This is a genomic window from Peristeroidobacter soli, assembly GCF_004138485.1.
Taxonomy (GTDB): domain Bacteria; phylum Pseudomonadota; class Gammaproteobacteria; order Steroidobacterales; family Steroidobacteraceae; genus Steroidobacter; species Steroidobacter soli.
The window spans coordinates 91,376-110,924 of record NZ_RYEV01000004.1 but is presented as its reverse complement, the minus strand read 5'-3'; the positions used below and the strand labels follow the sequence as shown (position 1 = coordinate 110,924).

Below are 19,549 nucleotides of genomic sequence, written 5' to 3'. Positions count from 1 at the left end.
GCGGTCAGCCCGGCTCGTTGCTCCAGCTGAATTCGAATCGCAGTCCCACCACCCACGCGTTGTCCAGACCCGGATCGGTGCCGGGATTGATGATGTATTGCAGGTCCGGCTGAAGCGCGAGCCACGACAGCGCCTGCACGCGATAGGTCAGCTCGACGGCCGTCTCGTGCCGATCGTGGGCCGCGCCTTGCGCCGCCTGCGCGCGCAGGAACGGACTGCCGTTGGTGATGGTGGCGAGCGCAAGTCCCAATTGCTCCTCGCGCTCGGGCCCCGCGAGCATCGGTCCCGACCACACGAGCCCTGCGCCCATATAACGGGAGATCTGATGCACGTCGGCGTCCGCAACGCCCACGCGCAGGAAGCCCGAGAGCGCGCTCTCGCCGCGGCTGAGTAACTTACCTTCGGTCAGCGCATACACGCCAAGCGACTCGTTCCGATGCAGCAGCTCATCATCGCTGAAATCGGTGGAGCGACCGGTATGGCGCCACACGCCGACGACGGCGCGACTCTCATCGCTCGGATGCACCGTGAGCTCGCCCACGAGCAGCGCGCCTTCGTCCGTCTCCAGATCGACCGTCGTGCGTCGAGGATGCGTCGGGTCGCCGACCGTGCCTTCGAAGGCCGCGAGACGGATCTGCAACCGCTCGCTCGCATCCCAGCGCATCACGGTGCCGAGGCCGGTGATCGGAAAGATCGACGGGCCGTTCTCGCCGACCTGGCTGAAATCCGGACCGATGCCGTGCGAGCTGTTGATGAACAGCGCGCCGGTCTCGTTTACATCCAGCTCGCTGTTCAGATCGATGAGACCGAGCTTGATCGCGCCAGTCTCGAATGCGCGCTCCACCCACGCTTCATACAAGCGCGTGGCGCCCTCCGTATCGATGTTGCTCACCGTCTGAATGTCACCAACGATGCGATCCGACAGCGTCGGTCGATTGTTGTGCAGGCCCGAGACGAGAAACGTCGTGCCGGTCCACCCCCAGGCCTGTTCGGCATCGAGGGTTGCGATCACGTCGATGTTGTCGAGATAGGTGCCATCCTGGCGCGCGCCGCCGCTGAAGTTGCGCCACACCTCGCCCGTGTAGGCCGCCTCGAGGGACAGCGCTGAATTGCCATCCGGTGATTCGGCGGCGTCTGCAAATATCGGCAATCCCAGTGCCGCCACCATCGCCGGCACTCCCGCAGTTCTCATGTCTGGCTCTCTTTGGTCCACTGAATCGTAAAGATGGCGCCGCCGTCGGCAGCGTTGTCGGCCGTGATCGTCGCGCCGTGTCGGGCGAGGATGCTCTGGGCGATCGCAAGCCCGAGGCCCGCGCCGGCACGGCCGGGCCCGGCGCCTCGCCAGAAGCGTCGGAACAGCAGCGCCGCGCTCTCGGGCGAGAATCCCGGGCCGCGATCACGAACGACGAGGCGCGCACCGGGACCTGCGATCACATCGATGCTGCGGTCCTTCGGTGAGTAGGCGATGGCGTTGTCGATGAGATTCGAGAGCACGCGCGCGAGCGCCTCGGCATGACCTTTCACCGACGTAGCGCCTCGATCGATGAGCGCGATGTCACAGCCGCGCGCCACCGCGACCGGCAGCATGCGCTCGACGACATCGCGCGCGAGCGTCGCAAGATCCACCGTCTGCGTGATCTGCGAGTCGAGCGTGTCCGCCTGCGCGAGATCCAGCATCTGGTTCACCAGGCGCGTCATCGCGGACACGTCCTCGCGCAGCGCATTCTTCGCGGGGCCCGCCTCGAGCGCCTCGACGCGCAGCTTCAGGATGGACAGCGGCGTGCGCATCTCGTGAGCCGCATCCGCCGTGAACGATTCGAGCGTCTGCATCGCCTGTTCGAGCCGGTCCAGCGCGCGATTCATCGCGAGCACCAGCGCTCGCACTTCGCGCGGCGTCGCCGGCACGGTGAGGCGCGTCTCCATTCGGGAGGGATCGAGTGCATCGACTTCGGCGGCGGAGGCGGCGAGCGGCGCCAGCATCCGCCGCACGATGTAAACGTTCAGCAGGAGTACGAGGATCGTGACGGGCGCCACGGGCACGACGACGTGAGTCCAGGCTTCGCGGACGAACACCCGCCAGAACAGCGGCAGCGTCTCGCCGCTCACCGCCATCGTCACCCACGCGTTGTTGGGCAGATGGCGCGAGCCGTACAGAATCACGGGACTGCTGTCGTGCTCGAGCCGGGTCCAGTCGTGATCGGTGGGCTCGGGCAGCGCCTGAAAGCTTCCGGGATGGTCGGGTTGCTGTTCGAAGATCACCTTGCGGGCGCTGTCGTGAATGACGAACGTCCAGTCATCGGCGCCCCGCGGTGGCGAGATTCTCGAGAGATTGCCGCGAGGATCGCTGGAGCTGAGCGCTTCGTAGATGGTGTCCGCATGCGCGGTCACGAGCTCGAGCGCAAGCTTCGGGCGTCGACCGGAATAGAGCACGAGCACGCCGATGATCTCGATCAGCGAGACCAGCACCGCCGCCGCGACCAGGCGCACGGAGATCTGACGCACGAGACTGGGGCCGGCCTGCATCGTGTTACGACTGCTGAAAGAGGGCGTAGCCGATGCCGTGCGCCGTTCGCACGAGGACATTCGCGTCGGCGGCCGTCAGGCGCTTGCGAAGTCGGGACACGGCGCTTTCGAGTGCATTGGGCGTGACTTCCTCGCCAAAGGAGTACAGCGACTCTTCGAGCTGGTTGCGGCGGACGACCTGCTCCGCCCGTCGCAGCAGTTGTTCGAGCAGCGCGACTTCGCGGGGTGGAACGTCGATGCGCTGCTGGTTCACCGTGACCGAGCGCGTCGTGGTGTCGAGCGCGACGTTGCCCAGGTGCAGGACGACCCCGAGGCTCGCGCCCGGTCGACGCAAGAGCGCCCGGCAGCGCGCCGCGAGCTCCGCGATCTCGAAGGGCTTCACCAGATAATCGTCCGCGCCGCCATCGAGACCGATCAGCCGATCGTTCAAGCCGCCGCGCGCGGTGAGAATCAGAATGGGCGTGGAGTCGTTGCCCCGGCGCAGCTCGCGCACGAGGGTCATGCCATCGCCATCGGGCAGGCCCAGATCCAGCAGGATCAAGTCATAGCTTGCGGCGCCGCGCGCCACCATCGCCTCCTTGAGCGAGCCGCAGCGGTCGATCGCGAATCCCTGCCGCGTAAGTCCCTCCTGCACGAGCTCCGCGAGCTGCGGATTGTCTTCAACGAGCAGCAGTCGCATGACACGCACGGCGAGGAGGGGTGGGATCGCGATTCATTCTCAACTACTTGCGCTGGCGACTCTGGGCTGGCGGCACAGGATGCAGCATAGGCGGTCGGGCTGACCAAGACCTGACATCGCACTGGTGTGGGCTCGGCACCAGGCGGGGCCAACTTCGCATCTACGAGCATCGGCAGGTTGCCAACATACTCGGCTCACCAACGTAGTGAGAATCCGCATGCCTGTGCGTTTCAGCCTGTCCGTGCTCGTGGCCGCAAGCGTTCTGTCCGGTTGCTCGCGCGGGCCGGGCGCCAGTCCGCCCGCGGCGGCGTCCTCCGCTCCCAAGGTTCACGTGGTGTGTCCCTCGCAGGCGCTCGCCGCCGATTGTGCCTTCTCGGGCGGCAGCGGCATCCAGGCGGCCATCGATGCCGCGGCCGACGGCGACACGATCCGGATTCGACCAGGCACCTATACGGCAACCTCGGTGCGCGACGTGCCGTACAAGATCCACACGATTCGCGGCTTCGTCGTGATCGATGGCAAGCAGCTGACCTTGATCGGCGAGCCCGGCGCCGTGCTCGATGGCGGCACCGGACCGCGGACCACGGGCCTCGTGATTCGTCGGGCCAACGTCGAGGTGCGCGGCCTCACGCTCAGCGGATTCAAGTTCGACATCGAAGAAGATGAGATCTACGAAGGCCACGGCATCTTCGCGATCGACAGCCGCGTGCGGGTGCGCGACGTGACGATCGAGAAGTATCAGAAGATGGGCCTCACCGGCCGTGGCAATTCCGATCTCGACGCGGAGAGTCTTCGCATTCTCGATGGTCACGTCGCGATCTGGCTCGATGAGCACGCGCACCTGCGTCTCGCCAACGCCATCATTCGCGGCAACGACTCCGCCGGCGTCGCCGCTTATAACAACTCATCGGCGCATGTCGCGAACTGCGTGTTCGATCGCAATCTCGATGATGGGTTGTATGCAGAGCAGGAGGCGAGCATCTATGCGACCAACACCATATTCCTGAACAACAAACCGTACGTCGCGCGTGCGACGGAGAACAGCAGGATCTGGGTGGGATTCAGTGCGCTGTTTGGAAATGAAGGCGGGCTGTTCGCAAAGGACGCGGCAGTCGTGAGAAAGGGCGCGAACGTGATCGAGTCGGATCCGTTGCTGGCCGCGGATTATCGAGTGCAGCCGGGATCGCCGCTCGAGGGGAAGGGGGATCCGGAGTTTGGTGCGTTGATCGGGTTGCGCTGAGATCGGCTCAGAGCGTCGGCGAGCAAGAGGGGCTTGAAGGGTAGGCTGACACGGTCTTAAAGGGCGTCAACCAATGATCTTCTCGATCAGTTGCTCGTGCGGGGCTGCTGGGATGAGGCGATGCTCGTATTCATCGACGAAAGTGGATGCCCAGGATTCAAGATAACAAAAGGCTCCGATCCCATATTCGCCATCGGCATGGTGGTGTTCGATACCAGTGAGGACGCCGATTTCACGACGTCTGCCATATGCGAACTCCATGGCAGCATCCCGCACAGGCCCGAATTCAAATTCAGCAAGACCAGCCACGACGTGCGTGACCGGTTCTTCCAAGGTGTTGCGGCTTGTCCGTTTCGAGTCTTTACGATGGTGGTTCAGAAAGAAGAAATCTACAGTCCCACGCTCCGGACCGATCACGACAAGTTTTACAACTATTTCCTCAAGCTGCTATTGGGCGGCAGCATCGATCTGTCGGCGGCGAAGATTCGCCTCGATGGCAGCGGTGGGCGGGATTTTGAACGAAGTCTCAAGAGCTATCTGAGGCGCGAGATCGAGATCCAAGACTTCGCCATGGTTGATTCCAAGCGCGACCAACTGGCGCAGCTGGCAGACATGTGCGTTGGTGCCATTGCTCGAGGCTACCGGGACAGGAAGGATCCCATGCGTTGGCACAAGATGTTGACCCGTCGAATCACCAATGTATGGCGATTCCGATGAGCAACAAAAAGCCCCGACGGGCGGGGCTGGTTGTTGCGTCCTCGGTGCCTAGCTACAGGATTCTGTAGCAAGTACTCCATACGGAGCCGGTTCGGCGAACCACAGGGCGACTTGTCGGGGGCTATCTTGAGGCACCCATCTGACAGGTCAATGCCTCTGTTAGGCTTTTTCTTGATAATCAGAGCATTAGCAGTCTTGCTGCTGACAGTAGCCAAGTGAATTGCAGCGCTCCATTGCGCATCCGACGGGGCGCCCGCGTCGCCTACTACCGCTTGGAAGAACGCGACGTAACTTAGTAACTATTGTTGTTCCATCGCTCGAAAGGCGAACACCCTGCCGCGGTTGGCGGAAGGGGTGGGATTCGAACCCACGAGACTCGTGAGAGCCTGCCGGTTTTCAAGACCGGTGCAATCGACCACTCTGCCACCCTTCCACGCACGAGGCGGCCCCGGGCGGGTCGGCCCGGGGGCGCGCATCCTAGCATGGATCGCGGGTGGGACGCCTGAGGCTCAGTCCCAGCGATCGTGGTCGCCCTTCGAGGGGCGCGGCTCGAGCTGCTTGCCGAACAGCTTCGTGCCGTTCAAGTCCTTGAGCGCGACGCTCAGTACCTTGCTGTGCTCGTCGATGTCGATCTGGCCGAAGAACTGATAGCCGGCGCTCGGCGGGGCGTTCGCAGCCGGCGGGGTCTTCGAGAAGATCACCTGCGGGCCGAACGTCTTGTCCATGGGGTTCGGGCCGAACGTGCCGGCGTTCAGCGGGCCGGCGACGAATTCCCAGAAGGGCGCGAAGTCCTGGAACACCGCCTTGTTGGGGTCGTAGTAGTGAGCTGCGCAGTAATGAATGTCCGCGGTGACCCACACGATGTTACGAATGTCCTCGCGCTTGATGAAGCGCAAGATATCGGCGATCTCCAATTCGCGGCCTGAGGCCGGGCCGTCGTTGCCGTTCGCAGGGCCTTCCCACTTCGCGTGTCCCTGCGGATCGGTGCCATCCGGAATCTGAACGCCGAGCGGCATGTCGGCCGCGATGACCTTCCAGGTCGTGCGCGATTCCTTGAGCTTCTTCTTGAGCCAATCGATCTGCGGCTTGCCGAGGAACGCCGTCTCCGCGCCCGGCTGAGCTTGCAGATTGTGCGTGTTCGGTCCGCGATAGCTGCGCATGTCGAGCACGAACACATCGAGATCGCGGCCATAAGGAATGTGCCGGTAGACGCGCTCTTCCTCGGCCTGGTTGTGCCAGCGCATCGGTGAGTGCTCGAGGAACGCGCGCGTCGCACGGGCGGTCAGCGTTTGAATGCGCTGCTCGGTGTAACGCGAGTCGAGCACCTTGCTATCCGACCAGTTGTTGGTGACTTCGTGATCGTCCCACTGCCAGATCTGCGGCACTTCGGCGGAGAAGCGCTGGATGTTCGCGTCGTAGCGGTTGTAGAGATGATTGCGACGATACTCGTGCAAGGTCTCGGCGACCTTCAGCTTCTCCGGCACCTCATCGAGAAACGCATTGGTCCAGATCAGGTTGCCGGCGGTGTCGGTCACGCGCTCGACCATCGGACCGTCGGCGTAGATGGTGTCGCCGGAATGAATGAAGAAGTCGGGGCGCACCTGGCGCATGGCTTCGTAGATCTTCATGCCGCCGAAGCCGAGATCGATGCCCCAGCCCTGACCGGCCGTGTCGCCCGACCACACGAAACGAATGTCACGACGACGCGACGGCGGCGTGCGGAACTGGCCCACCAGCGGCTCGCTGCTCGCGCGGCCGGAATCCAGGTCTTGATAGCTCACGCGCACGAACACTTCCGAATCGGCAGGCAGCTGCGTCAGGTCGATCCGCGAGGTGAAGTCGGTGACATCGAGCGCATGCGGGCCGCGAATCTTCTTCGAGCGCTTGAACGTCTCATCGAGCGACCATTCCACGATCATGCGGGCGGCCCGATCGGCGCGGCTCCAGATGATGGCGCGATCGTCGATCACATCGCCGATCTGCAGGCCCCAGCTCGCCATGGGACGCGCGGCGTCCGAGGCAATCACGGCGGGGGCCTGCTTCGAATACAGAATGCCGCCGATGCCCGTGAGCGTGACGCCGCCGAGCGCGGCCTGCTGCAAGAAGGAGCGACGAGACAAACGGGGATCGTTGCTGTTGTCGGTCATACCTGGCTTCCTATGACGGGGCTGGGGAGGCGCTTGTCATAAGGCTAGGCGGCCGATGTGTCGGTCGCGTTACGCGCAGGTTTCAGCGGGGCAGCACGTCCCTGTGCTCGCGGCGGGCATCCTGCCCCTCACACGATGCGGAGTTTTTACAGGCTCACCGGATCACGGATCCATGTCGGATTCATACGTGCTCACGAACTCGACGAACTTGGAGGCGGTCGGCATGTCCTTCGCGACGTAACGGATGGTGTGCGAGTCGAGGCGTTCGACGATGGGCAGATAGCTCAGCATGTCGGCCTGGCGATAGCTCTTGAAGCGGATGTCGAAGCGCACCGGGGTTGCGACCTTGTAGGGCTTGAAGCTCTTGATCCGGCCGAGCGCGCGCTCGGTGGCGGCGCGAATCACGTCGTTCGCTTCGGCGGGCGTGAGCGTGCGGGCAGAGTGGAAGCCGATCGCCGATTTCACGACCGCGCCTTCGACGTTGCCGAGCGTGCCCTGCAGCTCCTTCACGAGCTGGTCGTCGCCGGTCACCATGATCACGGGCACGCCGAAGTGGCCGGCGATCGCGGCGCTGATCTCGCCTTCGCCCACTTGCTTGTCGTTGATGCGCACGTCGGCGAGGCGTGCGCTGGAGAGCGTGTGCGCGCGGACGCCATGCTCATTGTGCGTGCTCGTGTGATAGCCGAGCAGAACGGCGCCGGCGAAGCTGCTGTCGATGCCTTCCATCATCATCAGAGGACGAGGCCAGGAGCGCACCACCGAGACCTTCTTCGGGAATTTCTCGATCAGCAGGTTCTGGCCGTTGCCATGCGAGTCGCTCACGACGATCTCGGTGACGCCGGCGGCGAAGGCGGTCTCGATGACGGTGTTCACCTCGGCCGTCATGAACTCCCGGAAGCGCGAGTATTCGAAGCCGCTCGGCCCGAGCTGCTGCTCGCTGACCACGCCGGCGACACCCTCCATATCGGCCGAGATGTACAGCTTGAGCGGCGTCTGAGCTACGGCGAGGCCGGGCAGCAGCCCGACGGCGAGGAGGGCGAGGAGAGCGAGGAGAGTGGACGGACGCGCGCGTTGCTTCATGCGAGGCCTCGATATCGTTGTTGGTTGTTCGATCATAGAAGAGGATGCCGGCCGGCATCTGCCGGGGTTGGGTCAGCATTTATCATGGTCAGGCCAGCGGCGGGCAAGTTCGTGCAACCGATGCTATCGCGGTCGGCGTCGCTGCGCTCAAATCAGATAACATCTGCTCCGTATGACCTCACTGGCCGATGACACCCTGGGCCCGCTGACGCTGCGGAAAGTGGCGAGGCGCCTGATTCCCTTTCTGGGCTTCCTCTATTTCTTTGCGTTCCTGGACCGGGTGAACGTCGGTTTCGCCGCGCTCACCATGAACGCGGATCTGGGGATCTCGGCGGCCGCCTTCGGGATCGGCTCGGGCATCTTCTTCATCGGCTACATCCTGTGCGAGGTGCCGAGCAACGTGATGCTCGAGCGCTTCGGCGCGCGGCTGTGGATCGCGCGCATCATGATCAGCTGGGGCCTCCTGTCCGCGGCGATGGCGTTCGTGCAGGGGCCGAAGAGCTTCTATACGGTTCGTTTCCTGCTCGGGATCGCCGAGGCCGGGTTCTTTCCCGGCATCATCTTCTATCTCACCTGCTGGTTTCCCTCGCAGCACCGTGCCCGAATCATCGCGCTGTTCATGATCGCGCTGCCGCTGTCGAGCGTGATCGGCGCGCCGATCTCGACCTCGCTGCTCGGTATCGAGGCGATGGGGCTCGAGGGCTGGCAGTGGATGTTTCTGCTGGAGGCGATCCCGACGATCCTCTTGGGGCTGGCGGTTCTCGCGGTGCTGCCGGATCGGCCCTCGGATGCGAGGTGGCTGAATGAGGCGGAGAGACGCTGGCTGCAGAGTGAGCTTGAGCGTGAGCACGCAGGATCTGCCGGTCACGATCACGCGGGCAGTTTGCGCGAGGCGCTGATGCTGCCGCGGGTGTGGCGCAGTGGCCTGGTGTACTTCTGCATCCTCGTCGGTCTGTATGGATTCAGCTTCTGGCTGCCGCAGATCATCGCCTCGTTGGGATCGATGACCAACGTGCAGGTCGGTCTCGTCACCATGATTCCATACTCGCTCGCGTGTATCGGGCTCGTGTTGTGGGGGCGGCATTCGGATGCGAGCGAGGAGCGCTCGTGGCACGTTGCCTTGCCGATGTTACTCGGGGCGACGGCGCTGATCGTGAGCGGCTGGACGAGTGCGCCGGTCATCGCCTTCGCCGCGTTGTGTCTCGCCGCGGTCGGCATTTACTCCGGATTGCCCTCGTTCTGGGCGCTCGCGAGTCGCGGGCTCCAGGGCGCGGCCGCGGCCGGCGCCATCGCGTTGATCAACTCGCTCGGAAACTTCGGTGGCTTTCTCGGGCCGGCCGCGATCGGTCTCGCCAAGACCTATACGAACAGTTACGCCGCAAGCTTGCTGCTCATCGCGGTGTTTCTGGGTCTCGGCGCGGCGCTGGTCATTTGGGAACGTGCCCGTGAAGCACGGGCAACGACGATGTTTGCTCCGCATTGACTTGTTTCCTAAGCGCCCCCACACTACGGCCATGCGTTTTTCAATCGCTCTACTAGGTGAATCTGCAAGCCTGCCCCACGCGGGACGGGAGGGTCGTGCCTAGCGTTTGAGCGCCACATCGGGCTGCGAGAACACCAAGCCCCCTTCGGTTCTGCCGGAGGGGGCTTTTTGTTTTCCTGCCTCGATTCTCTGATTTCAGCGTGTTGGGGCAGGTGGCCGAACGTCCACCGGCCATTTCCAACGTGGACTCGAGAGTCGAGGAGAATCATCGTGAGACAGAAGTTCGAGCGCACCAAGCCGCACGTGAACATTGGCACCATCGGTCACGTGGATCACGGCAAGACGACGCTGACGGCGGCGCTCACCAAGGTCATGTCGGATCTGTATGGAGGCGAGTTCAAGGCCTTCGATCAGATCGACAGGACGCCGGAGGAGCGTGCCCGGGGCATCACCATCACCACCGCCCATGTGGAGTTTCAGTCGCAGGCGCGTCACTACGCGCACGTGGACTGTCCGGGCCACGCCGACTATGTGAAGAACATGATCACCGGCGCGGCACAGATGGACGGCGCGATCCTGGTGGTGTCGGCGGCTGATGGCGCCATGCCTCAGACGCGTGAGCACATCCTGCTCGCGCGCCAAGTGGGCGTGCCGCACATGGTCGTGTTCCTGAACAAGGCGGACCTGGTCGATGACACGGAGCTGCTGGATCTGGTGGAGCTGGAAGTGCGAGAGCTGCTGTCGAAGAACGGCTTTCCTGGCGATGCGACGCCGGTCGTTCGAGGCAGCGCGCTCAAGGCGCTCGCCGGCGATCCGTGCGATCTGGGCGTGCCGTCCATCGTCAGGCTGGTGGCGGAAATGGATCGATTCATTCCGCTGCCGGATCGGGTGCTGAACGGTCCGTTCCTGATGCGGGTCGAGGAGGTCTACACGATCTCCGGTCGCGGCACCGTGGTCACCGGCTGCATCGAGCGCGGCGTTATCCGGCCGAACGACGAGGTGGAAATCGTGGGCCTGAAGCCTTCGAGGACGACCACGTGCACCAGCATCGAGATCTTTCGCAAGATCGTCGATGAGGGGCGGGCGGGCGACAACGCCGGTCTGCTCCTGCGCGGTGTGAAGCACGATGAGGTGGAGCGAGGTCAGGTGCTGGTCAGTCCGGGCAGCGTGACGGCTCATAAACGTTTCGACTGTGAGCTGTATGTGCTGACCAAGGAGGAAGGTGGTCGACACACGCCCTTCTTGAAGGGCTATCAGCCGCAGTTCTTCTTCCGCACCACCGATGTCACGGGCGCCATCACGTTGCCGGAAGGCGTCGAGATGGTGATGCCGGGTGACACCAGGACGGTGAACGTCGAGCTGTTCAGCCCCGTTGCGATGGAAGCGGGACAGCGCTTCGCCATCCGTGAAGGCGGGAAGACCGTCGGCGCGGGTGCCGTCTTGAAGATCTTGGAGTGAAGTGCGGGTGGGGGCGCGAGCCTCCACCCGCCTGTGTTGATACAAACCCTTGGATGTGAGTCGGCTATTGCCGAGGTTTTGTATCAGCAAAGACAGATGCTGGAGCATCCGGGTGTTTTCAGCCTCGATTCTTGTGCCACGATTCCGCGAGCGTCTATGAGAACGATCTATTCGGGCAGGTCTGTTACATCAAGTCCTATATGTTCCGCGCGGCTCGCCCGGGCACGTTGCCGCTTGCGGTGCTGCAAACGCTCATCGATGAATGCGTGGCGGGCAAGGTGTCCGCGTGAGGTAGGTGTAGGTAGACTCAAGGTCGCCGACACCCTCTTGGCGCCGCGAATCGTGCCCAATAAACTCACGCTTCAGCGTTTACTTCCAACCGACGACAAGGTCCAGACATGAAGCTCTATTATCTGCAGGGTGCGTGCTCGCTGGCTTCGCTCATTTCATTGATCGAAGCCGGCGCGAAGTTCGAGGCGGTCGCGGTGGATCGCAAGACGAGGAAAGTACCCGATGGTCGGGACTACAACGCCGTGAATCCCAAGGGATACGTGCCGGCGCTGGAGCTCGATGACGGCGAGGTGCTCACCGAGAACACCGCGGTGCTGCCGTACATTGCCGATTTGAATCCGGGCGCGAAGCTCGCACCGCCCGCCGGCACGCTCGCGCGCTTTCGTCTGCAGGAATGGCTCGGCTATTTGAACAGCGAAGTGCACAAGAATTTCTCGACGCTATTCAACCCGTCGGCGCCGGAGGCGATGAAGCAGATCGCGAAGGACAATATCGCCAGGCGCGTCGGCTTCATCGAGCAGAAGCTCGGCGACCAGTCGTTCCTCATGGGAGAGAACTTCTCGGTCGCCGATGCCTACCTCTACGTCATCCTGAGCTGGCGCCAGAAACTGGGCGTCGATCTGAGCCAGTTTCCCAAGGTCACGGCGCTGTATGAGCGCGTTCGCGCCCGTCCCTCGGTGCAAGCCGCGAGAAAGGCCGAAGGGTTGGACGGTTAGTCATCTCGCTCAACCCTTGATGCACATCACCTGCTTCAACGTGTGCACGATGGCCACCAGGTCCGACTGGTTGGCCATCACCGCATCGATGTCCTTGTAAGCCGCCGGAATCTCATCGACCACACCGCCGTCCTTGCGGCACTCGACGCCTTCGGTCTGCGTCGCGAGATCGAAGCGGTTGAAGCGACGCTTCGCCTCGGTGCGGCTCATGCGGCGGCCGGCGCCGTGCGAGCAGGAGCAGAACGACTCGGGATTGCCCTTGCCGCTCACGATGTAGGACTTCGCGCCCATGCTGCCCGGAATGATGCCGAGCTGTCCTTCGCGCGCGCTGATCGCGCCCTTGCGAGTGATGAACAGCTTCTCGCCGTAGTGATGCTCGACGGCCACGTAGTTGTGGTGGCAGTTGATCGCCTCGCCATCGGTCTTGAACGCCGGCAGATGTGGCGCCAGTGCATCGAGCACCAGCCTCATCATCATGCTGCGATTCAACAGCGCATAGTCCTGTGCCCAGTCCACCGCCTCGACGTAGTCATCGAACAGATCGGAGCCTTCGCTGAAGTAGGCGAGATCGCGATCCGGCAGGTTCACCCGATGACGCTGCATGTCCTTGCGCGCTGCCTGGATGAAGTAACGACCGAACACGTTGCCGACGCCGCGCGAGCCGGAATGCAACATCACCCATACGCGCTGTTCCTCATCCAGGCACAGCTCGATGAAATGATTGCCGCCGCCGAGCGTGCCCAACTGACACACCCAGGTCCGTGCGAACTGGCGCTGCATCTTCATCACACCCGGATGCTTGCCGACGATCTTGTCGAGTCGATCATCGAGCACGCGTGCCTGGCGCGCATGCAGGCTGCCACGCACCTTGTCCGAGGCGTGCTGATTGAAGCCCACCGGCACGCGTGCCTCCACGGCGCTACGCAGCTTGGCGAGGTTGTCCGGCAGATCGCTCGCGCGCAACGTCAGGCGAACCGCATTCATGCCGCAGCCGATGTCGACCCCCACCGCCGCCGGAATGATGGCCTGCCTAGTCGGGATCACGCTGCCCACGGTGGCGCCGATGCCGTGATGGACGTCGGGCATCGCGGCGACGTGGCCGTAGACGATGGGCAACTGCGCGACGTTCAGCAGCTGCTGGATCGCATCGTGCTCGATGTCGCGGGTGAAGACTTTCACCGGCACCCGAGCCTTGTTCAACGTAATGTGGACTGGCATGAGTGAATATTCCTTATTGCGGCCAGGTGCCCAATAAAAAACCCCTGGTCGGGTTTCCCAACCAGGGGTTTTAGCGGAGCCATAAGCGGCGCACCTGACTTGGGGAGCGGGCGTGCTCCGCAAGTCATCTTGCGGATCAACGCGCGTTGTTCATGTTCGTTTCAAGATTGTTCGATGCGTGCATGTCCGACTCCGATGGACCCGGTGTTGAGCCGGGGGCGCGCATATTACTCGGGGGCGGCGCGGTGTCAACACCGACATGACGTGGCGGCAATTTGCTCACATCTCCTTAAGTGATCGATGACCTCGGTATTTACTCGGCGCCGAGCAGCGGCATGTTTGCTCCTGATGGTTCAGCCGGTCCCACCGTCGCCACAGTGATCGCCCACCACGGCCCTGGCGTTTCATCGCGCACCGCCGCCCAGTACCAGGCGGAAACATCCGTCCACCGCCGGCGGTTCGTATCGACGATCGCCTCCCGAACCGTGAGCCGTTGATTTCCGCGCTCGGCGGAGAAGGCGCCCCAGAGCGCGCCGTCAGTCGTTTGCAGTGGCAGCGGCGTCACGCGGTAGCCACTGCCTTTGAAACAATCGGAGGCGGCATGGAGCTTCCGGGTCGGCGATGCGATCCAGCGCATCACGATCTCCCGCCGACCGTCGCTGAATCGGCCGATGCGGCCGGGAAAGGACTGAGCGAAGCGCCGTTCGATGTCGGTGAGCTCGAGGGCGCGAAGGGGGCGGCCTTCGAACGTCGCCGGCCAGCCGGGGAAGGCAGTGGTCACGACCGGTGCGGACGTAGGTGAGGCGAGTGGCGCGAGCGCGGCCAGCAGACACGCCAACAGGAACGTGACGATGGATTTAGAAGGCACGGTCCGACCCCGCGAGCGTGCGCGCAAGAGCGAAGACCGTCGCGGCCGCGAAAGCAAACATCACGACGCCGACGGCGTCGTGCAGCTGATCGGGCGCCTGAATGAATCCGGCCTCGACATAAAACAGCGAGGTCGCCCGAAACGCGTTCGCGAGCATCACCACCAGCGCCGAGCACCCCAGCAGCGCGAGCGTGCGCAGGTCACTCAATCGCATCATCGCGGCGAGCGACAGGCTCAGGTAGGCGCCGGTCCACAACATCTTCACGCCGCTGCACGGCGCATCGATGGCAACGATCTGGCCGTTCCACTGCAGTTGCGCGCCTTCACGAACGGCCGCGATGCCATTCAGCTGCAGCAGCGCTTCGGCGATGCTGCCCGCCACGACTCGTAACGGATAGCCCACGTAGAAATTGAGCGACGCCATCACGGGAAGAGAGATCAGGAGCAGGCCGCAGAGCGCGACATCGACTCGCTTGCCGTACCACGACGCACTCGAGGCGGTGCCGAGCGCCGCCATGGCCAGCAGCGCTCGCGGCAGCGGCGATAGTTGGTTGTATGAAACCGCATACGCGACGAGCAACGCCACTGGCATCCACAGATTCACCGCGCCGCCGTGTCGAGGCATGAGCGAACGATCGCGCACCAGGACCGCGACTGCCGTCGCCGCGGCGAGCCATTCCCACCGATCGCCAGAGCCATCGGCGAAGCGATGTGCCATCCATCGCCACACCGGCCACAGCGCGGCCGCGAGCGTCGCGAGCAGCCACACGCGTCTAGACGGTGTCATGGCGAATCATCCGCGGACGAGCTTTCCATGCATACAGTAGGACGAGGGCGGCGACGATCATCAACGCCCATTCTTCCGGTTCCGGAATGCTGGGTACGGTGCCCTCCGGCACGGGCGTCAATCCGGCGGCGTCATATTGTTGCTGTGTCTCGAGCACAACCGCGCCGGTGACAGGCGTGACGAGCTGATAGTCGTGCGCGAGCTCGATGATCGAGGGCCGCGGAGCGTGCTCGAGGTAGAGGCGGCGGTTGACTTCGTCATGAGCCCACAGTCGCGCCAGGTGATCCGATGTTTGCTCCGCCGCGGCGCCTTCGGCCCGCGCGTCAGATACCTGGCTTCGATGCACGAGGATGTCGTTGCCGCCGGTGCGCCAGCGCGTGAACAGCGCGTGCAGTCCCGGGAGTGAGAGCGTTCGCAGGTTCGCGACGCCATCCAGGCGCTCGGCGATGCGGTTCGGACCGGGCGTCACCTGCACGTCATACCAGCGCGTCTGGCCGCCTCGTTCGAGCCGCTGCTCGATCGCCTCCGTCGTTTGCAGCACCACGGGCTGCGGACCGTGAATCCACACCAGCACGCCGTTGTGCGTGGGCAGGATCTTGTCGAGTGCCTGCGCGAGCGCGGCGGTGTTGTCCTCACCACCAATGAACTCGTGACCGCGAATCGAGGCGGCGGCATCCTGCGGGGTCGTGGGCGTGATGAGGGCGTCCGTCATCTCATCCGCGAACCTCACGAACAGCTCGACCCCAGGCGGCAGCCGGGACAATGCTTCGGCGATGGGCTGCGCGAAGGCGGCCATCGACGCCGAGGAGTCGATGACGACGGTGAGTCGATCGGGCACGACGGTGGGCACGAGCTCGATGACCTGGTTGATGACCTTCCCGGTTGCCACGGGATCGCGCGCCCACGCCGTCGTGCTCGGATCGCGAGACACGGTGATGAGCGAGCCCGGCTCGGTGAGCGCGCCATCGGTGCGCTCAACCTGCAGCGAGTACGCACCGGCTGGTGTCAGCTGAGCGCGGCGGGAGCCGGCCGCAAGCGGCGACTTCGCCTCGAGCCACACCGCATGCCGGAAGGATTCTGCCAGCTCGAAATTGCGCTCGTGGAAATAGGGCAGCGGCAGTGTGCCCTGTCGTAAGTGATCGAGCTGCAGCGGCACCGTCATGCCGATGCGCGCTTTCATCTCGCCGTTCGGCGGCACAGGAAACATCTGTACACTGATCCGGTCGGCGCCCGCAGTCGTGACGAGCACGGGATCTCGCCGTCGCGACACGACGGCCTGGTAGGCTGCGGTCACCTGCCCGCGCGCAGCGAAGGCCGCCTCGCGCTCTTCTCCATCCACCCACAGCGTGAGCCGAGAGACCACCGCGCCGGGCGGCAGGGCCAGTTGGGCGCGCGCCTCGCTCATGACCGAGGAGTCATTCTTCATGACGAGGGTCCATTCGAGGTAGGCGAGGGCTGCCTTGGCATCGATGGAGCCGTCGATGCGTGAGCTCGCGAGCGACAGGCCGTCCACTCGCGCGCCCACGGTCTGCGTGCCTTGATCGGCGCCCCAATTCATCCAGCCGCGCCGATGCAGGCTCGTGGGCTCGGGCTGCGTGTTGAAGACGTGGCCGGTGACGCGGTAGTACACCTCGCGCGCTGCGAGCGGGCTCACGTGATGGGTGCGCATGAGGAGGCTCGCCAGCCCCGTCGCATGGCCCGAGCGTGCGTAGCAGAATCTCAGCATCGCCTCTTCATTACCGACCGCGCGCAGCCAGCGAATGCCGTGCACTTGTTTCTTCGCCGAGGCGGACGTCGCCTGACTCATGCCATATGCAGTCAGTGTCTGGGGAAGGTCAGCAGCGAAGAGCGCCAGCGCGCCACAGAGCATCCCGGGCCACGTCGCGATCTTCCGCTGCGCCTCGGCGGCTTCCCGCTTGAGATGTGCGCGCAGACACAGCGCCGCGATCAGTGCGAGCGCGGGCGACCAGGGCAGCAGGCCCAGACCGAAGTACGCGATGGCGACGGCCGCGACCGGCAGTATGGGTAGAAACAAAACGGTGTAGAGCGCGGCGACCGCGATCGCGATGCCGTTCGCAAATGCGAGCCGTCGAGGGCGCGTGTGCGTGCGGGTGAAGGATGACCAGACCCACAGATTGCACGCCGGCACCAGGGCCACGAGCACCAGATGGAACAGCGTCGGCATCGGGTCGAACAGCGCCCCGGCGCACAGGCCGGTGACCAGCTCGATGCCGAGGGTGCCGAGCGGCAGCAGGACCCCGAACACCAGTGACGGCAGTCCCGGCCCGCGCCGCCAGCGCTCCCGCCAGCCCGAAAGCGCGTGGGATGGAATCGTCGTCGCCATGCCGTCCTCTGCAATGTTTCCAGGATGACTGCAGATTAGTTGGCGATTCAGGTTTGGATGTGCGGGGACGCTGACAAACTATGGCAACCGGTCCTGCGCGGATGGTGACCGTTACATAACCCGGATCCGACTGACTTCAGAGAGCGACGCGGTGCATCCTGGACTCACTGTAACGAGAGTCCGGAGGAGCGATGCTGCAACTGTCAGTCAACCGTGACTTCAGCGCGGAGGTCATCCAGGCGATCGCCTTTTCACCCGCCGAGCGTCTGCGCCGCGCGCTCGCCGGCCGCTGGTCGCTGCTGTTCTCGCATCCAGAGGACTTCGCGGCCCACGGCTTCGAGGCGGATCGCTGGCTGTCGTGTTTGAGCGAGGAGTTGGAGCGCCTGGATCTGGCCGTGATCGGCGTGGGTGGACACGATCGTCGCGGCTGGATCGGGCAGGTCGGCGGGCGCCTGATGCCGGCGAGCGAGGTGGATGACCTGCTGCCCGCCGATTGGCGCGTCGGTGCCCGCGAGCACTTCGTCACGATCTTCGATGGCGCCCTGCGTGCACGTCGCACCATCGTGTACGCGGCAGGCAGCGCCGTGCCATCGCCCATCGAGCTTGCGCAGACCGCTGCGGGTCTGCGTGCTCGCAGCTGGCCGGCCTCCTCAGTGTGCCGGGTTCTGCAGCGAGCCTAGCTCGCCACGTGCGCGTGCCTCGCGCCCGTAGACGTACTCGAAGAGCGGCGAGGCCATCAGTGTCGTGACGATGGCCATCAGCACCAGGATGGAGAACAGCGCCGGTCCGATGACGCCGGCTTGCAGGCCGATGTTGATGATGATCAGCTCCATCAATCCACGCGCATTCATCAGCGCACCGATGCCGAGCGCGGTTCTGTTGTCCTGACCGCTGAGGCGCGCCGCCGCCCAGCACGCGCCGAACTTCGCGAGGATCGATGCAACCAGGATCACGGCCGCGATCAGCAGCAGTGCGACGTTGTTCACCATCGAGAGCTGCGTGTTCAGACCGGAGTAGGTGAAGAACATCGGCAGCAGCAGCACCACGGTGAAGGGCTCGAGCAGCTTGCGAAGATTGTCGGCGAGCGCACCGCGCGGCATGACGGTGCCGAGCAGGAAGCCACCGAACACCGCGTGCAGGCCGATGGCGTCGGCGACGTAGGCGGAGAGCATGAAGAGCATCAGCACGAAGGAGAGCAGCGTCGGGCTCATCGGTTGATTGAGCGCCTGCTCGCGCTCCGCCATGCGCCCGAGCGGGGCGAGCAGCTTCGGCATGACCACCAGCATGAACGTTGCGAACACGATGCCACCGGCGATGGCGGTGACGGCGACCCCGGCGCCCGCGCCGAAGCTTGCGAGCACCACCGCGAGCACGCACCACGCCGCGGCGTCATCGATCGCGCCCGCAGAGAGCGACAGCGTGCCGAGCGAGGTGTGGCTCAGGCCGCGCTCGTGAATGATGCGGGCGAGCATCGGAAACGCGGTGATCGCGATCGCCGCGCCCATGAACAGGGTTGCATCGAAGCGCGTGGCGCTCTCGGAGAACAGGCCCGGCACCGTCATGAGCCAGGGCGTGCCGAGGACGGCGATCAGAAATGGCGCCGCCATGCCGGAGATCGAGACCGCCGCGGCTTTGCGAAGATTGTGTCGGAAGTGATCGCTTCGGAAGCCGAGGCCGACCAGAAACATATAGAGCCCGACGCCGAACTGCGCGCCGACATACAGCACGCCCTTGGTCTCGACCGGGAACAGCGCCTTCTGCAGGTCGGGCAGGAACAGGCCGAACAGCGAGGGGCCGAGCACGACGCCGGCGATCATCTCGCCGACCACCTGCGGTTGTTTCAGATAGCGCTGGCCGAGCCACCCGACCAGGCGACAGGTCGCCAGGATGATGAACATCTGCAGAAAGAAGGCAATCGACAGCTTGGCGACCGACATGAGACCCCGTCATCGTTCTTGGGAAGGGGCCGGCCGGTGGCGGGCGCCCGTGGGCGATGCG

General features: G+C 64.2%; 17 protein-coding genes and 1 tRNA gene. 7 read left to right on the top strand and 11 right to left on the bottom strand.

The features are described from left to right. Nucleotides 1-4: 4 nt before the first annotated feature. From EKO19_RS16225 to EKO19_RS16215, 3 genes are read right to left on the bottom strand one after another with little or no spacing between them, the layout of a single operon-like run. Entirely contained in the window at nt 5-1,192 is a 1,188-nt protein-coding gene (locus tag EKO19_RS16225; protein WP_129777514.1) for a carbohydrate porin, read from the bottom strand. Beyond that, entirely contained in the window at nt 1,189-2,523 is a 1,335-nt protein-coding gene (locus EKO19_RS16220) for a sensor histidine kinase (RefSeq protein WP_175597085.1), read from the bottom strand. Before EKO19_RS16220 ends, EKO19_RS16225 begins: the two co-directional genes overlap by 4 nt. Nucleotides 2,524-2,527: 4 nt before the next feature. Next, complete coding sequence (locus tag EKO19_RS16215) at nt 2,528-3,202, bottom strand: response regulator transcription factor (protein WP_129777512.1); 675 nt, start codon at nt 3,200-3,202, stop codon at nt 2,528-2,530. Nucleotides 3,203-3,419: 217 nt separating this feature from the next. On the opposite strand from EKO19_RS16215, the gene EKO19_RS16210 reads away from it, so the two are divergent. Both EKO19_RS16210 and EKO19_RS16205 read left to right on the top strand, forming a co-directional pair. Next, on the top strand, nt 3,420-4,442 hold the full coding sequence (locus EKO19_RS16210) for a right-handed parallel beta-helix repeat-containing protein (RefSeq protein ID WP_129777511.1): 1,023 nt from the start codon (nt 3,420-3,422) through the stop codon (nt 4,440-4,442). A gap of 120 nt (nt 4,443-4,562) precedes the next feature. After that, the gene (locus EKO19_RS16205; protein ID WP_129777510.1) at nt 4,563-5,159 is read left to right on the top strand and encodes a DUF3800 domain-containing protein; all 597 of its coding nucleotides are present in this window, start codon (nt 4,563-4,565) and stop codon (nt 5,157-5,159) included. A gap of 343 nt (nt 5,160-5,502) precedes the next feature. Here EKO19_RS16205 and EKO19_RS16200 read toward each other — a convergent pair. The 3 genes from EKO19_RS16200 to EKO19_RS16190 all read right to left on the bottom strand — a co-directional run bounded on the left by EKO19_RS16200 (nt 5,503) and on the right by EKO19_RS16190 (nt 8,386). Next, nucleotides 5,503-5,592, bottom strand: a tRNA-Ser gene (locus EKO19_RS16200). A 76-nt stretch (nt 5,593-5,668) separates the two neighbouring features. Continuing rightward, the gene (locus tag EKO19_RS16195; protein ID WP_129777509.1) at nt 5,669-7,306 is read right to left on the bottom strand and encodes an alkaline phosphatase D family protein; all 1,638 of its coding nucleotides are present in this window, start codon (nt 7,304-7,306) and stop codon (nt 5,669-5,671) included. Between the two features lie 162 nt (nt 7,307-7,468). Then, nucleotides 7,469-8,386 (bottom strand): M55 family metallopeptidase, encoded by a 918-nt coding sequence (locus EKO19_RS16190; protein WP_157995289.1) that lies wholly within the window; start codon nt 8,384-8,386, stop codon nt 7,469-7,471. Between the two features lie 172 nt (nt 8,387-8,558). Here EKO19_RS16190 and EKO19_RS16185 point away from each other — a divergent pair, with 172 nt between their 5' ends. The 4 genes from EKO19_RS16185 (at nt 8,559) to gstA (ending at nt 12,334) form a co-directional block, all read left to right on the top strand. Then, on the top strand, nt 8,559-9,869 hold the full coding sequence (locus EKO19_RS16185; protein ID WP_129777507.1) for an MFS transporter: 1,311 nt from the start codon (nt 8,559-8,561) through the stop codon (nt 9,867-9,869). A 267-nt stretch (nt 9,870-10,136) separates the two neighbouring features. Beyond that, nucleotides 10,137-11,327, top strand: coding sequence for an elongation factor Tu (gene tuf / locus EKO19_RS16180; RefSeq protein WP_129778491.1), 1,191 nt, complete (start codon nt 10,137-10,139; stop codon nt 11,325-11,327). 131 nt (nt 11,328-11,458) lie between these two features. Then, nucleotides 11,459-11,617 (top strand): hypothetical protein, encoded by a 159-nt coding sequence (locus tag EKO19_RS38315; protein WP_157995288.1) that lies wholly within the window; start codon nt 11,459-11,461, stop codon nt 11,615-11,617. A 108-nt stretch (nt 11,618-11,725) separates the two neighbouring features. Further along, entirely contained in the window at nt 11,726-12,334 is a 609-nt protein-coding gene (gene gstA, locus EKO19_RS16175) for a glutathione transferase GstA (protein WP_129777506.1), read from the top strand. 9 nt (nt 12,335-12,343) lie between these two features. Here the strand turns inward: gstA and EKO19_RS16170 are convergent, their stop codons facing one another. The 4 genes from EKO19_RS16170 to EKO19_RS16155 form a co-directional block, all read right to left on the bottom strand. Continuing rightward, nucleotides 12,344-13,552, bottom strand: a complete 1,209-nt coding sequence (locus EKO19_RS16170) for an RtcB family protein (RefSeq protein ID WP_129777505.1) — start codon at nt 13,550-13,552, stop codon at nt 12,344-12,346. A gap of 313 nt (nt 13,553-13,865) precedes the next feature. Then, nucleotides 13,866-14,420: a hypothetical protein gene (locus EKO19_RS16165; protein ID WP_129777504.1), complete on the bottom strand. Its 555-nt coding sequence runs from the start codon at nt 14,418-14,420 to the stop codon at nt 13,866-13,868. Then, entirely contained in the window at nt 14,410-15,207 is a 798-nt protein-coding gene (locus EKO19_RS16160; protein ID WP_129777503.1) for an archaeosortase/exosortase family protein, read from the bottom strand. Before EKO19_RS16160 ends, EKO19_RS16165 begins: the two co-directional genes overlap by 11 nt. Further along, the gene (locus EKO19_RS16155; RefSeq protein ID WP_129777502.1) at nt 15,194-17,551 is read right to left on the bottom strand and encodes a VIT domain-containing protein; all 2,358 of its coding nucleotides are present in this window, start codon (nt 17,549-17,551) and stop codon (nt 15,194-15,196) included. The genes EKO19_RS16160 and EKO19_RS16155 overlap by 14 nt, the downstream gene beginning before the upstream one ends. 191 nt (nt 17,552-17,742) lie before the next feature. Here EKO19_RS16155 and EKO19_RS16150 point away from each other — a divergent pair, with 191 nt between their 5' ends. Beyond that, nucleotides 17,743-18,231: a hypothetical protein gene (locus tag EKO19_RS16150; protein ID WP_129777501.1), complete on the top strand. Its 489-nt coding sequence runs from the start codon at nt 17,743-17,745 to the stop codon at nt 18,229-18,231. Here EKO19_RS16150 and EKO19_RS16145 read toward each other — a convergent pair. After that, a complete protein-coding gene (locus EKO19_RS16145) occupies nt 18,202-19,488 on the bottom strand; it encodes a cation:proton antiporter (RefSeq protein ID WP_129777500.1) in 1,287 nt (428 codons plus the stop codon). The two genes, EKO19_RS16150 and EKO19_RS16145, sit on opposite strands and share 30 nt — an antisense overlap. Nucleotides 19,489-19,549: the final 61 nt, after the last annotated feature.

What these genes read in the sequence shown, in the direction of transcription:
- EKO19_RS16205 (WP_129777510.1), top strand. Translation starts at nt 4,563, where the DNA reads ATGCTCGTATTCATCGACGAAAGTGGATGCCCAGGATTCAAGATAACA.
- EKO19_RS16185 (WP_129777507.1), top strand. Translation starts at nt 8,559, where the DNA reads ATGACCTCACTGGCCGATGACACCCTGGGCCCGCTGACGCTGCGGAAA.
- EKO19_RS16155 (WP_129777502.1), bottom strand. Translation starts at nt 17,551, where the DNA reads ATGGCGACGACGATTCCATCCCACGCGCTTTCGGGCTGGCGGGAGCGC.
- EKO19_RS16150 (WP_129777501.1), top strand. Translation starts at nt 17,743, where the DNA reads ATGCTGCAACTGTCAGTCAACCGTGACTTCAGCGCGGAGGTCATCCAG.
- EKO19_RS16145 (WP_129777500.1), bottom strand. Translation starts at nt 19,488, where the DNA reads ATGTCGGTCGCCAAGCTGTCGATTGCCTTCTTTCTGCAGATGTTCATC.
- EKO19_RS16225 (WP_129777514.1), bottom strand. Translation starts at nt 1,192, where the DNA reads ATGAGAACTGCGGGAGTGCCGGCGATGGTGGCGGCACTGGGATTGCCG.
- EKO19_RS16190 (WP_157995289.1), bottom strand. Translation starts at nt 8,386, where the DNA reads ATGAAGCAACGCGCGCGTCCGTCCACTCTCCTCGCTCTCCTCGCCCTC.
- EKO19_RS16160 (WP_129777503.1), bottom strand. Translation starts at nt 15,207, where the DNA reads ATGACACCGTCTAGACGCGTGTGGCTGCTCGCGACGCTCGCGGCCGCG.
- EKO19_RS16170 (WP_129777505.1), bottom strand. Translation starts at nt 13,552, where the DNA reads ATGCCAGTCCACATTACGTTGAACAAGGCTCGGGTGCCGGTGAAAGTC.
- gstA (WP_129777506.1), top strand. Translation starts at nt 11,726, where the DNA reads ATGAAGCTCTATTATCTGCAGGGTGCGTGCTCGCTGGCTTCGCTCATT.
- EKO19_RS16195 (WP_129777509.1), bottom strand. Translation starts at nt 7,306, where the DNA reads ATGACCGACAACAGCAACGATCCCCGTTTGTCTCGTCGCTCCTTCTTG.
- EKO19_RS16210 (WP_129777511.1), top strand. Translation starts at nt 3,420, where the DNA reads ATGCCTGTGCGTTTCAGCCTGTCCGTGCTCGTGGCCGCAAGCGTTCTG.
- EKO19_RS16215 (WP_129777512.1), bottom strand. Translation starts at nt 3,202, where the DNA reads ATGCGACTGCTGCTCGTTGAAGACAATCCGCAGCTCGCGGAGCTCGTG.
- EKO19_RS16220 (WP_175597085.1), bottom strand. Translation starts at nt 2,523, where the DNA reads ATGCAGGCCGGCCCCAGTCTCGTGCGTCAGATCTCCGTGCGCCTGGTC.